12 protein-coding genes, 4 pseudogenes and 1 riboswitch are annotated in these 13,401 nt (G+C 39.5%); of the genes and pseudogenes, 4 read left to right on the forward strand and 12 right to left on the reverse strand.

Features of this window, described 5'->3' with window-relative positions; genetic code table 11:
- A pseudogene (locus CBG25_RS11685) lies at nt 1-232 on the forward strand (group II intron reverse transcriptase/maturase); the annotation flags it as partial.
- Nucleotides 233-686: 454 nt separating this feature from the next.
- On the opposite strand, the pseudogene CBG25_RS11690 reads toward CBG25_RS11685, so the two are convergent.
- The 8 genes and pseudogenes from CBG25_RS11690 to ribB all read right to left on the reverse strand — a co-directional run.
- A pseudogene (locus tag CBG25_RS11690) lies at nt 687-887 on the reverse strand (helix-turn-helix domain-containing protein); the annotation flags it as partial.
- A gap of 109 nt (nt 888-996) precedes the next feature.
- Entirely contained in the window at nt 997-2,553 is a 1,557-nt protein-coding gene (locus CBG25_RS11695; protein WP_290606795.1) for a hydantoinase/oxoprolinase family protein, read from the reverse strand.
- The gene (locus tag CBG25_RS11700; protein ID WP_290606797.1) at nt 2,550-3,167 is read right to left on the reverse strand and encodes a DUF917 domain-containing protein; all 618 of its coding nucleotides are present in this window, start codon (nt 3,165-3,167) and stop codon (nt 2,550-2,552) included. Before CBG25_RS11700 ends, CBG25_RS11695 begins: the two co-directional genes overlap by 4 nt.
- A complete protein-coding gene (locus CBG25_RS11705; protein WP_290606799.1) occupies nt 3,167-3,790 on the reverse strand; it encodes a DUF917 domain-containing protein in 624 nt (207 codons plus the stop codon). Before CBG25_RS11705 ends, CBG25_RS11700 begins: the two co-directional genes overlap by 1 nt.
- A gap of 208 nt (nt 3,791-3,998) precedes the next feature.
- A complete protein-coding gene (locus tag CBG25_RS11710; RefSeq protein ID WP_290606801.1) occupies nt 3,999-4,295 on the reverse strand; it encodes a hypothetical protein in 297 nt (98 codons plus the stop codon).
- Nucleotides 4,296-4,544: 249 nt separating this feature from the next.
- Complete coding sequence (locus tag CBG25_RS11715; protein WP_290606803.1) at nt 4,545-5,456, reverse strand: hypothetical protein; 912 nt, start codon at nt 5,454-5,456, stop codon at nt 4,545-4,547.
- A gap of 65 nt (nt 5,457-5,521) precedes the next feature.
- Complete coding sequence (locus CBG25_RS11720) at nt 5,522-5,806, reverse strand: hypothetical protein (RefSeq protein ID WP_290606805.1); 285 nt, start codon at nt 5,804-5,806, stop codon at nt 5,522-5,524.
- 257 nt (nt 5,807-6,063) lie between these two features.
- Nucleotides 6,064-6,717: a 3,4-dihydroxy-2-butanone-4-phosphate synthase gene (gene ribB, locus CBG25_RS11725; protein ID WP_290606807.1), complete on the reverse strand. Its 654-nt coding sequence runs from the start codon at nt 6,715-6,717 to the stop codon at nt 6,064-6,066.
- A gap of 120 nt (nt 6,718-6,837) precedes the next feature.
- Nucleotides 6,838-7,003: riboswitch (FMN riboswitch) on the reverse strand.
- A gap of 237 nt (nt 7,004-7,240) precedes the next feature.
- On the opposite strand from ribB, the gene CBG25_RS11730 reads away from it, so the two are divergent.
- Nucleotides 7,241-7,483: an accessory factor UbiK family protein gene (locus CBG25_RS11730; protein ID WP_290606809.1), complete on the forward strand. Its 243-nt coding sequence runs from the start codon at nt 7,241-7,243 to the stop codon at nt 7,481-7,483.
- A gap of 75 nt (nt 7,484-7,558) precedes the next feature.
- Here CBG25_RS11730 and hldE read toward each other — a convergent pair whose 3' ends face one another.
- The 3 genes and pseudogenes from hldE to glnE all read right to left on the reverse strand — a co-directional run.
- Nucleotides 7,559-8,986 carry a bifunctional D-glycero-beta-D-manno-heptose-7-phosphate kinase/D-glycero-beta-D-manno-heptose 1-phosphate adenylyltransferase HldE gene (gene hldE, locus CBG25_RS11735; protein ID WP_290606810.1) on the reverse strand — a complete coding sequence of 476 codons (1,428 nt, stop codon included), beginning with the start codon at nt 8,984-8,986 and terminating at the stop codon, nt 7,559-7,561.
- A gap of 109 nt (nt 8,987-9,095) precedes the next feature.
- Nucleotides 9,096-9,233: a hypothetical protein gene (locus CBG25_RS11740; protein ID WP_290606812.1), complete on the reverse strand. Its 138-nt coding sequence runs from the start codon at nt 9,231-9,233 to the stop codon at nt 9,096-9,098.
- A gap of 209 nt (nt 9,234-9,442) precedes the next feature.
- Nucleotides 9,443-12,140 (reverse strand): annotated as a pseudogene (gene glnE / locus CBG25_RS11745) (bifunctional [glutamate--ammonia ligase]-adenylyl-L-tyrosine phosphorylase/[glutamate--ammonia-ligase] adenylyltransferase); the annotation flags it as partial.
- Between the two features lie 345 nt (nt 12,141-12,485).
- Here glnE and CBG25_RS21430 point away from each other — a divergent pair.
- Both CBG25_RS21430 and CBG25_RS11750 read left to right on the forward strand, forming a co-directional pair.
- A pseudogene (locus tag CBG25_RS21430) lies at nt 12,486-12,635 on the forward strand (hypothetical protein); the annotation flags it as partial.
- 128 nt (nt 12,636-12,763) lie between these two features.
- Nucleotides 12,764-13,183, forward strand: a complete 420-nt coding sequence (locus tag CBG25_RS11750) for a hypothetical protein (RefSeq protein ID WP_290606814.1) — start codon at nt 12,764-12,766, stop codon at nt 13,181-13,183.
- A gap of 12 nt (nt 13,184-13,195) precedes the next feature.
- Here the strand turns inward: CBG25_RS11750 and CBG25_RS11755 are convergent.
- The coding region (locus CBG25_RS11755; protein WP_290606816.1) for a transposase family protein at nt 13,196-13,401 on the reverse strand (206 nt) is incomplete at its 5' end.

The following is a 13,401-nucleotide window of genomic DNA, read 5'->3' on the forward strand; positions in this document are numbered from 1 at the left end:
TCCCAAAAAACGTGTGCAATGGATTAAGGACAAATACTTTAAACAGGTAGGTCATCGCCATTGGGTATTTGCTGCATGTGATGAGAATGCCGCAACCGGATTGATAAAACTGGTCAATGCCAGCGATACAAAGATCCGTCGGCATATCAGAATTCAGCAGAAAGCGAATCCATTTGATCCTGAATGGGATGAGTATTTTGCAAAACGTCACTTCCATAAATTTAGGTACTGACCGGCTGACGTAATGGAGGCTTTGAGAGGCTTGAGCGCAGTGCAGTGAAAGTTGCACGCTGCGTTCTTAGGGAGGCTGTCGCAAAAGGGGTATTTACAATAAAAATAATTTAATTTTTTCTTTAAAATCAAAATATTGAAATCATTAAAAACATGATACTACCTCTTTTGCGACAGCCTCTTAGGGGGCGGGAGCGCAGAAATACGCTCTTGCTACCCGACCTACCCTGGAAAATCACCTTACCTTAAACCACGCAGCAGCGCACTGTGTGGTTCCAATGACGCTTACTCTTGATATAGCGATAAAGCGTATTCTTGCTGACAGAAACACCATGCTTCAAACGTAGCCTTCCACTGATAACTTCTGGTGAGGTATGTAAAGCAAGCTCCTTACGGATAAAATCCTGCGTTTGAGGGGTTTGTTGATTAAATGCATCTCGTGTAGATTTATTGAGACGTCTGGCTTTCGCTAAGGTATCGGCTCTTCTGCAAGAATAAAGTCCATGGAAAGCGGGATCGGTATTACGTTTGAGTTCCCTGCTGACAGTTGAACGAGAAAGCACCAATTCTCTAGCAATAGTGGCCTGAGTAACACCGTCAATTATTCGTTTTTCGATATAAAAACGCTCATGTAAGTTCAAATGTTTTCCCTTCATACAACAGTATCTCTTATGGGGTTATTACAGTAATTTTATCTATGTATGACCGAGGATTTACTTTGTTGCATTTCGTTTGGGAATTGGCGGAAATCGCCTATAGCGGTATTTATCGTCTTAATGACCCCGCTGCTTTTGCTTTTATTCTTATCGTATTTTCTGACATATACCCCAAAGGCAAAGATTCGAGTTCAATAAGTGTTATTGATTCCGGTACAGCTCCCGCTTCTAACGCCGCTTTAATTGCCATATTTTCAGCCTGTTCTAAATAAGTTTCTAATGTTTTTCTTTTGGTAGAAATAATCATATCAACACTGCCACTAACCTGAGCCATAGCAACACCAATAGCATTTGCTACTCCAGAATGTAATAACCTGATAACCTTTGAGACACCTTTTAATTTAATGGGTAAAAGTTCAGCCCCGCCCCCAACCAAAATAACCGGCAAATCATTAGCACTGGTGTTCATTTTTTCCAGAACGCTTTCTATCATCGATACATAACAACGTGCCGCATTTTCTACTAATTTTGAAGAAAGATAAGCGGTTTTACTTCCATCGCCTATGTTCGCCCAACCCATAGCGACTGCTATATCAGTAACCGTCAACACATCACCACCGAAAACAAGGGATTTCTGGGGTAACTGATAACCAACACTTTCTGGGCCGATGGTTATGGTATTATCTTCACTTACCTTAACAACAGACCCACCTCCGAGACCAATAGAGGTCACATCAGGCATCCGAAAACTAGTCCGTACACCCCCAATCTCTGCGGATAAACAGGATTGTCTAGGATAACCTTTTTTTACGATACCCACATCTGTCGTTGTACCGCCAACATCAACCACAATGGCTTCATCCAAACCAGCTAACTTTGCTGCCCCGAAAATACTGTTAGTCGGACCTGATGCAATCGTTAAAACCGGAAATTTTCTTGCCTGACTCAGGGACATCAACGTGCCATCATTCTGACCAAAATAAAGTTCAGCGTTGATATCATGTCGCTTTAGTGTTTGTTGAAACCCTTCGGTAATTCCCTTTGCAACCTGACATAATGCAGCGTTAAGGATGGTAGCATTTTCCCTTTCCAGTAAACCAATCGTTCCGACTTGGGACGATAGAGAGATGGCAACAGAATCCCCCATAATTTCTTTTATCAACACTTCAGCTCTACGCTCTTGTTCGTCAGTTATTGATGAAAATAAACCACAGACTGATACTGATTTTATTATGTCTTTGATTGAATAAAGTTGTTTTCTCAGTGTTTCTTCATCAAGTGCAGAAAACAACGTACCATCATAGTGATACCCACCTTTAACCGAAAATAGATGGACAGATAGACTATTTTTAAATTCCAGTGGCATGTCGGTTAAAGGCGTTATCGATAAAGCGGCGGGTGACGTCAACCGAAAATGAGCAATTGGTGACAACCCTTTTCGTTCCACAATGGCATTAGTGCAATGGGTCGTCCCTAACATAGCACGATGAATTAACGCTCGATTGATTGACTTATCGACAAGTAACACCTCTAAGGCTTTATTGATACCTCGCATAACATGAGATGTTGTGATTTGTTTAGTTTTAGCCACAATCCTATTGTGAGAATCAAGCAAGACTGCATCCACATTCGTACCACCTACATCAATTCCGATACAGTAAGTCATGCTTTTTCCCGCCTATCATTCTCGACCAATTGTTCAACAGGGACATAATTCAGCGAATATTTAAAGTAATTGGGCCCACTGACCTCAATACCACGAGGTGTCCGCCATTTTTCATTAGCCGGTGCACCAATCGCAACAACATTCATGCCATAACTTAATCTCTCAGTCAGTATAGGAACACCGGTATCCTCATCAACCAAAATAATTAAATCCGGGGTCATACATAACGGCGTGTCGTTTTTCTGTACCAATAAATATTCATTTTGAAATAAAACAGTAAAACTCATTTTTTTATCATCTAAACTAATAAAACTAGCATATCCACGTGTAAAACCGCCTTCACTACGTCGATTCAATCGATTCAATTTTCCACGAAACAAAACATAGCCATTAAGTATCGACGCCAACGTATTAACTAAATTATCTTTATTCACAATAGCTTGGTGCATCTGCTCACCAATAGATTTCATTAAACTTAGAGACCCTTCAATCCCCGATTTTTCGGCTTGAATAGCCGAAATAGGATAACCAGCAAAAATAGCCGCCCCACCCATTTTGTCAGTGATGGTACGAATAAAGATTTCAGATTGATAACTGTCTATAGCATCGATCATTACTGCATTAAGTTTTTCATCGATAACAACAAATCGATAACAACAAAAGGAGAAGCATTGATATTATCAAGATAAAAAGTGGTTATATGAAATTGAGGAAACGCACGGCCCATTCCATCGACATCTACAACAGGCAATCCTAAACGACAGGCAGTGGTTAGTGGTAACAAAGAATTAATTCCACCGGCTTCTATGGGATAAATCGCCGTAATTTTTTTCTTTAAACTTTCTTCCACTCGACGACAGGCTAAAATAGACTCTTTACCATTGGGTAGTTTTTCTATCATAACAGCCGGAGAGCCTGTCATGCCTGTTGACAACAACATGTCATTTGGGTGCAATTCATTAATGCTAATTAATCGAATTAGTCCATGTTTTTCAATAGCCTGCTGAGCCATTATTTTTCCGATATAGGGATCACCCCCGCCGCCACTCGCTAAAACCGAAGCACCGTAGCTAATCTGTTCTATTGTCTCAACATCAAGAAGCGTCACTGTTTTTCTCTTAAAAAGATATAAATAGCACAAGCTATCATGATAGAGAAAGACGAATAATTCAAGCGCCAATTCCCAAACGAAATGCAACAAAGTAAATCCTTGGTCATACATACACGAGTTTCGCACCAATAAAAAAACGCTCTATTTTTAAGTTTAATTCAGCATGATATATAAATAGTCAAAACCTTATAAATCAAATACAACTTATTGTAATTTAAGAAAATTTATGTTTTTTAGTAACTTGCAGATTAATCATTGCTTTTAAGCCATTTTTAGAATTTTATATGCCTGTGCGAAACTCGTGACAAGTAAAATTTCATTGCCAGCTAATTAATTACAAGCTATTTTTTGTCTGATTGGCATTGCCAGATGAACAATACAAATCTTGATTTAACTTAGGAAAAACATGGGGACTTGAGTATTTCCATACCTGCTGCCAATATTCTGCAATTAATTCTTCCACCGCCTTTTTGCCTTCTACCACATAATTAAACTCAGAAAGATGACCTGGATAAAGATTGTCAGAGCCGACAACATATAGTTCATCGTCAATAATCATTAACTTGGCATGATTTGCCGGAGCAGCCGGCACCTTAGGGTAAATAAACCCACTGCCTTCAATCGTTGACATAAGAGAACTACCAATTATACCTCGTAATGGCGGCTTTTTTGCCACAGGCTGCTGCTTAAGCCTGGCGGTATATGCCGCCAAATCGAGATTCGGCCATTGATAGGTTTTTCCCTCCGTAGTTTGCTGTTCTGATAGCCTATCAGTGAAAAAAAAAGGGCGCTATCAATACTCGATTCAATGCATCAGCACGATCGCCATTTTCATCATTCAATAATTCATCGGTATGAAGATCATGAGTGATGTAATATTTTAACAATTCAAAAGTTCGTTCAGCACCTGAGCCAAAAGAGTATTGATCACCCGCTGCCCCAGCGGCGGCATCCAAAGGAGAGACAACCACATCGAGTTGCAATGATTTATTAGCAAGCAATGCTTCAATAAGCCACCGGCAAACAGTATGATCAAGCCATTTTTTTTCCATGCACTAATTAAATCTTGCTGCGAGATCCTAATCATGTAGCGGGCATTTTTAATCAGATGTTCTTTCATAATTTCTGAGCCGTGATGATAATCGGTATTTATATTAGGCCCAGTCCAGTATTTGCCAACAGATAATATCCTATCAGCTCGTTTATATTCTTCGATTTTACTATAGTCGTCTCCCTTTACTCCACATTGATTGTCAATATCTTCATGCAGCTGAAGCAGATATTTTTGCTGCTCGGTTACCCACATCATCACAACTGGATCTTGTAGTGGATCTTCTGGTTTTCCTTGTAATTCAGTGCCAATCTGCCATGACATACTTTTTACATCAAAATATTCCTTCTTGAGCAAATCACTATTGCATAACCACATTTCATTTAAGTAACACTGAGCATCAAGCGCTGCCGCTCCATGAACAATAACGGATACATCATGCACCGGAGGATAATTCCTGAATAAATCCATATTCAAATTATGCCCCCCTACCAGAGATTCAATCCCATCAACAGCAATGATCTTCGTATGATTCCAGGTCATTCTGGTATCATTAATTGGCAGAAAATCTGGAAAAAGGTTTTTTATAAAAGAATTGATCATTCCTTCATCAAGGCGGAAAAAGCGACTTATCCAAATTTCAGGCATTAATTCCCAATCTTGCGCTCGTGATTGAATAAGTTTTAATAGCTCATCTTTAAAAGCAACGTAATCAAAGGAACCTGTTTCTACCGCCGACAATCTATCTAAAAATACCGTTGGCGACTGACCAAAAAAAAAACGAAATTGAGTTGGTCTGGTTCGCCCTATTTTTTTGACAACCCATTATCAATCGCCTGCAATATAATTTTACGCCAATCAGCATCAGGGCTGTTAAGTGAAGAAATATCACAGCGATAACGTGCTTTTTTGATTATCTCAACGATAGCTACCGCAAACTCTTGCTGACGCTTAAAAGAATGGGGCATAATTTGTTCATCGAATGGGCTTCCCCAGGCGTGCGGAGTATCCATTAGGCGAACATAATTTGGACCACTAAGACGATGAAAATATTTGTTAAGTTTTTCCAATAAATTATCTATCTGACTCATGTTTAAAATTCCTTTTAAAATATGATGATCATGATGGAATAATTGAAATAATATAGAGCTGCCAATTGAAACAATCCAGTTTTACCGGCAAAGCAAATTTACGCATCATTCTTCAATCGCCATAGTTTTCCATTATGGCGATATATTTCAATATGGCAGGAATTTGAGAGAAAACTTTCCAGTATTGAACATACTGGTTTAAGCATAAAACTCAGATAGGATAAAATTCAATCACCAAAAATAGCTTATTCAAACTGCTAACCTGCTTTTTTGGTAAATTGCTTACGATAAGTTACCAAATCCTCAATAGCCATTACCGGCATATCATGTTGCTTGGCAAAGATAAGTACTTCTGGCATACGGGCCATGGTACCATCGTTATTTGTCAACTCACATAAAACACCTGCTGGCTTAAAACCGGCTAAAGTCACCAAATCAATGGTAGCTTCAGTATGACCACGACGCTGCAATACCCCTCCTTCTTGGGCTCTCAACGGAAAAACATGTCCAGGCCGATTAAGATCGGTCGGTTTTGCATTATCGGCAATTGCTTTACGGATAGTCATTAAACGATCACTGGCTGAAACGCCGGTTGTTACACCTTCGGAAGCCTCGATGGTAATAGTAAATGCGGTTTGGAATTGACTAGAATTTTCTTCAACCATCATCGGTAATTCTAGCTGCTTACGGCGTTCTTCCGTTATACAAAGACAAACAATTCCACTGCCATGGCGGATAGTTAATGCCATCTGTTCAACAGTCATAGTTTCAGCAGCAAAAATAATATCACCCTCGTTTTCACGGCCTTCATCGTCAAGTACCATAACACCTTTACCTTGACGTAATGCCTTAAGAGCACGTTCTATACGTTCGATCGGATTGCCATACGCGGAAAGTGACGTCTGATTCATGGTAAAACCTCATCAATAAATACTAAATTACCAGAACCAGGGCAAACGTGGGAGTATAAAAAATCAAATCAGTATCTTAAAAATCTGCACACAATTGGCAGGCCTCAAAACTACAGATATCGTTATTCTCTCCCATCCGGACTATAACCGTCGGTTCCAGAATCTCACTGGATCTGCTGACTTCCATCACAAAATGCTATAATGGAACGCTCGCGGACTTAATTATTCAATTAGCAGAATAAATATCACCGCCGGTGGAGAATTTCACTCCGCCCTGAGATAAACAGCTAAACTATATCGTGAATATAATTCTGTAGCAATCAACAATAACAAAATATATCATTGAATAGTATTTTCATTTATATAGTCAGCCAACTTAGTATTAAATGGTTATTGCGCTAATTTAGACCCATTATTCTTAGTAAATTTATTAAAAATAATTTTGTCAAAGTAAGCTGATTATTTTAAGATCTGCTATTAAATAACCTATAGATTATAATTTGTGATCTAAAAGGATAGCGTAATGCTTGACGCGAAAAAAATTGAACAAGTTGTTCGTCAGATCAAAGATACCTTACCGCAAGGAATACGCGACTTAGGCGAAGATCTTGATAAAAAGCTACGGGCAATATTACAGTCCCAGTTAGGAAAACTCGATTTAGTCTCACGTGAAGAGTTTGATATTCAAACACAAGTTTTACTGCGAACCCGTGAAAAAATGGCACAAATGGAAAAACGCATTGAACAATTAGAAAAAAACGGCTAGCCAACCAAAACAAGAATGAATAATAAAATGCCACGATACCACCATCGTGGCATTGCTATTTTTTATCTCAAAATATTAATCACTTTTCATAATGGTATTAATAATATTTGTCGTCGACAGCCCCGCTTCAAAATTAAGCACTTTAACTTCACCACCTGCCGCCCAGACCTCTTGGCTACCAGCAATATCTTCCGGCTGATAATCGCCACCTTTGACTAATACATCAGGTAAGATTTCACTGATCAGGCGTTGAGGAGTATCCTCTTCAAAAGAGACCACCCAATCTACTGAACCTAGCGCCCCTAACACGGTCATACGCTGAGCTAATGGATTAATAGGACGATCATCACCTTTTAGCCGTTTAGCTGAAGCATCACTATTCACCGCAACAATTAATCGATCGCCTAACTTACGTGCATTGGCTAAATAGATAACATGCCCAGCATGTAGAATATCAAAGCAACCATTGGTCATCACAATCTTTTCGCCACGGCTACGGGCAGCTGCAACCGCATGCTTTAGCTGCTGCTCATTCATCACACCAAAACCATCATCAGTTCGACCATGAATGGCATTCTCCAGCTCAATGGGGGATACCGTTGAAGTACCCAGTTTTCCAACCACGACTCCAGCAGCCGCATTAGCTAAAATACAAGCTTGATGAAAATCGAGCCGAGCCGCCAACGCCGTTGCCAAAACACCAATAACCGTATCACCAGCTCCAGTAACATCATAAACTTCCTGCGCTTGAGTCGGTAAATGTAAAGGCGGTTTTTCACGCTGCAACAGTGCCATCCCGCGTTCTGAACGAGTGATAAGTAATCCCTTAAGATCAAGGGAATCAATTAACTTCATTCCTTTCTGCTCAATTTCGCTATTGTTTGCACATTTACCAACAATAGCTTCAAATTCAGACATATTGGGAGTCAATAACGTCGCTCCACGATAACGTTCAAAATCACTACCTTTCGGATCAATAAGAACTGGCACTTGAACAGCATTTGCTAATGCAATGATCTGCGAAATTTGTGCTAACGCACCCTTACCATAATCAGACAATACCAGTGCCCCGACGCGTGGCAACGCTTGCCGAATCCGATCTAACAGCGGATTTATATCGACATCGCCGAATCCTTCTTCAAAATCAAGTCGAATAAGTTGTTGATTATGCGATAAAATTCTCAGCTTAGTAATCGTAGGATGCGTTGATAATGTAACAAAATCACAACATACATTAGCTTGATTAAGTTTCTCGCTTAATACTTCAGCAGCATCATCAATACCAGTCAGCCCTACCAAACGAACATTAGCGCCCAAAGCTGCAATATTCATGGCAACGTTAGCAGCACCACCAGGACGTTCTTCTTTCATTTCCACTTTAACGACCGGAACGGGCGCTTCTGGTGAAATTCGGTTAGTTAATCCATACCAATAACGATCTAACATAACATCGCCGATCACCAAAATACTAGCCTGTTTAAAATCAGGGAGAGTGATTGTCATCCATACTCCAATTACAAATAAATTACCGCAATCAAGATTGCTACCAATAGTAACATAGCCCAACTCTATCAATCATACTAAAAGTACGGCGAGTCAATTCTATTTCAACTTAACTAGCATAAAACCATTTTTGCCAACTAAGCAGAACTTTTTTACGTTGCTGTTCAAACTGAGAGACTAACACTTTACTGGGTAACGCCTGTAATGACAAATGATGCAAGGTATCTCGCATTTCAGTATAAATCACGAGTTTCGCACCAATAAAAAAACGCTCTATTTTTAAGTTTAATTCAGCATGATATATAAATAGTCAAAACCTTATAAATCAAATACAACTTATTGTAATTTAATAAAATTTATGTTTTTTAGTAACTTGCAGATTAATCATTGCTTTTAAGCCATTTTTAGAATTTTATATGCCTGTGCGAAACTCGTGTAAATTTGAATTAACTATTCAGCTTCCTCGGTAGGCATTACAGCATATTCAGCTAACATGGTAAAAATACGCACATTATCTGACCAACGTAGTAACGCTACATTGTCTGCGCAGTAACGTAATACCAGATATTGAGCAATAAATTCAATGTCAGTGATACCACCAGGATCGGTTTTTAAATCAAAATATGCCTGCTGCCGATTAGCTTGATGCTGATACATTTTTTGTCGCATTTCAACAATCTGCTGACGTAATATCGTTTCGTCTCTTGGTATGAGCAGTGCTTCGCGTCGAATTCAATTAAACTCTTGTTCTAATGATGGTTCAGCGAAAATCGTTCGTGCTCGGATCAAAGCTTGATGCTCCCAGGTCCATGCTTGCGTTTTCTGATAATCCTCGAATGATTGCAAAGTACTTACCAACATGCCAGATTCACCGGATGGACGCAAACGAGCATCTACCTGATAAAGAATACCCGAAGAAGTTCGCGTACTAAAAAGATGAAGAATTTGCTGAGCTAATCGTAAATAAAACTGGCGAGCTTCGATTATGTGTGGCCCATCGGTAACAACACCCAATGGGCAATCAAACAAAAAAACCAAATCTAAATCAGAACCATAACCCAATTCAAAGCCACCCAGCTTAACATAACCAACCACTGCAAAACTGGTTACAGCAGCTTGTTGTTGAGATAAATGAACAGGTTTACCATAACGCTTAATTAACTTATTCCACGCCCGCCTTACCACTGCATCAATAATGGCTTCCGCTAAATAGGTTAAATGATCACTCACTTTCATAACAGTAAGAACACCAGAAATATCTTCTGCGGCAATGCGTAACAGCTGTGCTTGTTTAAATTGCCGCAATGCTTCAAGTTGCTGTTCATCATCATCTTCATCAATACGCAATAAATATTGTCTCAATTCATCGCGATAAGCCGTAACAGGTAAAGGCTGGTATAGTGAGAATGGATCGATTAATTCATCCAGTAACAACGGATGACTGGCTAATTGCTCAGCGATCATTGGTGAAGCCGCACAAAGACGGATCACATGGGTTAATACCTGTTCAGACTCTAAAATTAATTCTAAATAAGTTGTTCGGCTAACTATACTAAGTAGCAAAGGAATAATTCGTTGCAAAATACTATTAATATCATCTCTATGATAGATTTTAGCTATCAATTTTGGCATCAATTGATCAAGAACATCGCGACCACGGGGACCGATAGTTCGCTTAGCTAAATCTTGGCGAAATAGCCATAAGTGTTTAATAATATTTTGCTTTTTTTCATCATTAAATTCAGAAAATAGTGGGGGCAATTCACTTTCATTAGCAATTTGTTGCCAAAAATAGACAAAAAATGTTAACTTCGTATCATCGCTTTTCTCATCATCTTGGCCAATAATTTGCTTAAATATAGCGTGGATACTTTGCATTCTGGCGATGAGTTGCTGATAAAACGCCGACCAATCGTCAAATCCCATCGCTCATGCCAGTCGCGCGCGATGCAAAGTTTGCTCAGGTAACGTCTGGCTTTGTTGATCATTAATCGATTGCAATATATTTTCTGTTCGACGTAAAAACAGATAATTATCCGTTAATTGCGTGACCTGATCCGTTGTCAGCAATGAAAGCTCACCAATTGCAATCAATGTAGGTAACAAAGCCTGTGAGCGCAATTTAGGTTCACGACCCCCTCGAATTAACTGAAAAACCTGGCTGATAAATTCGATTTCACGGATACCACCTGCACCCAATTTAATATTATTCTGCCAACCATGACGGCGTACTTCACGCGCTATCATGCTTTTCATATTACGCAACGATTGAATAACACTAAAATCGATATAACGTCGAAAAACAAAGGGGCGCAACATATTTTTTAACCCATCAGTATAAATTGGGCGATCATTACCTATCATGCGCATTTTGATCATGGCATAACGTTCCCAGTCACGCCCCTGCTCCTGATAATAATCTTCTAAAGCAGCAAAACTAAAGACTAATGGCCCACTATCACCAAACGGACGTAGACGCATATCAACGCGATAGACAAAACCATCTATCGTTTTTTGCGTTAATAGGCTAATTAATTTTTGGCCTAGTCGGGTAAAAAACTGGCCATTGTCCATCTGACGACGACCCCCCTTGGGTAACTCCATTTTCAGGAAAGGCAAAAATCAAATCAACATCAGATGAAAAATTTAACTCTCCGCTGCCTAACTTACCCATAGCAAGGATCAACAATGGTTGTGGTTGCCCTAGGTTATCACAAGGTGTTCCCCAATTATGACAATACTGGACATACAACCAATCTCTCGCAGCGATGATTAACGTTTCGGCAAGCACACTCAGATGCTGCAATATTTGCGGCGTACTATCCTTATGTAATATCTGTAGCCACGCTATTCTAATCAGCATTTGATGGCGAAATTGCCTTAGGATCCGCTGCAACCCTTCCTCGGCAGTTATATTGGCCAGCTGTTCGATTAACCATTGATGATAATGTTGCCATTCGCCTATTTGCGGTGGCTGTTGACGTATAACCGTCCACCAGGCAGGATGATTTTTGATCTGCAAGTAAGCAAAATCACTTAAGGCAAAAAATATTTTTTCCTGTGACGATAGAGGTAAAAGTTCAGGCGCGTAATGCTGAAAATCATCTACCACCCTTTGCGCCTGCTGAACCAAAATTGATGGCAGCAATTTCATAAAATGCCTTTCATTAGGATAGTGTTAAAGCCGTAAGCCATTGGGTAAAAGCAAGTTTGCAACGCAACCAATCCGCACTATAACAGAGTTGCTGGGGTTGAATATCCGCAGTAGCCAATAATGCCGTTATTTTTTTTAATGGCAATGCTTGAACAAAATGAGGAATAGAATAAGCCTGTTGCTCAATAGCAAAATTAATTGTGACTTACAAAAAAACCAGCTATTGATGATAAAATAATCAATTTTTGAATTAAAAATGACCTATATAAGATTAAAAAATAACTTATTTTTGTGTTTTTTAGATGTATCTAACTTGTTTTTATTGAAAGCAGTTTTATTTCACTATTGAGCAACAGGCTTAATGAACGACAGCAGTATCAGATAACACGCATTAGCAAACAAAGTAATAAACTCCTGTTACAGGATAGTGCGGGTAACACGTCTGCACTTTCAATTAATAAAATCGATAGTCACTACCGTCTTTTCAAGGTGCAAGCGATAGAACTGCGAGAAGGTGATAGCGTCAAATCAACCGGTATGTTTGGCCAAAATATCCAGGCGGGTAAAACCTTTACCATTACCGAGCTAAAAAAAGGCAATTTTTATTTGCCGATAAAATCATCATGGAAGATGAGCGCGGTAAAAAAGCGTCATTTACCCCAAAAGCCGATAGTAAACTGGAATACCACTACTGTGAAGCGTTTGGGAATAGTCTTAATAAGAATCAAACGGTCATTGCGGTGTTTAACGAAAAAGAAGTGAATAATTCTACCATCAACCAGATAAGACGCAGTGGGAAGAATATTATCGGCATCACTGGCTTGGATAACGAAAGTATCCAAAAACGGTTACAGCAAAGTGAAATTAGCACCACCGTGCTCTCGGATATCCAGCAAGGTGATGAATCCTTCATAAAAGCGGCCGATGTCGCAAAACATAATGTCACCCCTGATATCCAAAAACAGCTAAACATCGCGATTGACTGGCGGACAAAATCAACTATAAGCGTGTTGCTTAATAGTGAAATAAGGGTGTTTCGGTGATTGAAGTAAATTTTACGCTGTTCTGAGATGGAAATTCCAAAGACCTGCGCTAAGGAGTAAGAAGGTATCATCAATAAAGGGTCTACGATTCCGTAAAATTTGGGTCATGCAACCGAGGCGCTTGATACCCGCGATGGCGTGTTCAACTGTAATACGGATGCCCGAGATTATTTTATTTTCTTGTTTTTGTTCAGGCGATAAAGGTCTTTTTCGAGTTC

The organism is Arsenophonus sp. ENCA (assembly GCF_002287155.1).
In the GTDB taxonomy this organism is placed as follows: domain Bacteria; phylum Pseudomonadota; class Gammaproteobacteria; order Enterobacterales; family Enterobacteriaceae; genus Arsenophonus; species Arsenophonus nilaparvatae.

Coding starts and splice junctions, on each gene's coding strand:
- CBG25_RS11695 (WP_290606795.1), bottom strand. CDS start 2,553: ATGACTTACTGTATCGGAATTGATGTAGGTGGTACGAATGTGGATGCA.
- hldE (WP_290606810.1), bottom strand. CDS start 8,986: ATGACAATCACTCTCCCTGATTTTAAACAGGCTAGTATTTTGGTGATC.
- CBG25_RS11730 (WP_290606809.1), top strand. CDS start 7,241: ATGCTTGACGCGAAAAAAATTGAACAAGTTGTTCGTCAGATCAAAGAT.
- CBG25_RS11710 (WP_290606801.1), bottom strand. CDS start 4,295: ATGTCAACGATTGAAGGCAGTGGGTTTATTTACCCTAAGGTGCCGGCT.
- ribB (WP_290606807.1), bottom strand. CDS start 6,717: ATGAATCAGACGTCACTTTCCGCGTATGGCAATCCGATCGAACGTATA.
- CBG25_RS11700 (WP_290606797.1), bottom strand. CDS start 3,167: ATGATCGATGCTATAGACAGTTATCAATCTGAAATCTTTATTCGTACC.
- CBG25_RS11750 (WP_290606814.1), top strand. CDS start 12,764: ATGGAAGATGAGCGCGGTAAAAAAGCGTCATTTACCCCAAAAGCCGAT.
- CBG25_RS11720 (WP_290606805.1), bottom strand. CDS start 5,806: ATGAGTCAGATAGATAATTTATTGGAAAAACTTAACAAATATTTTCAT.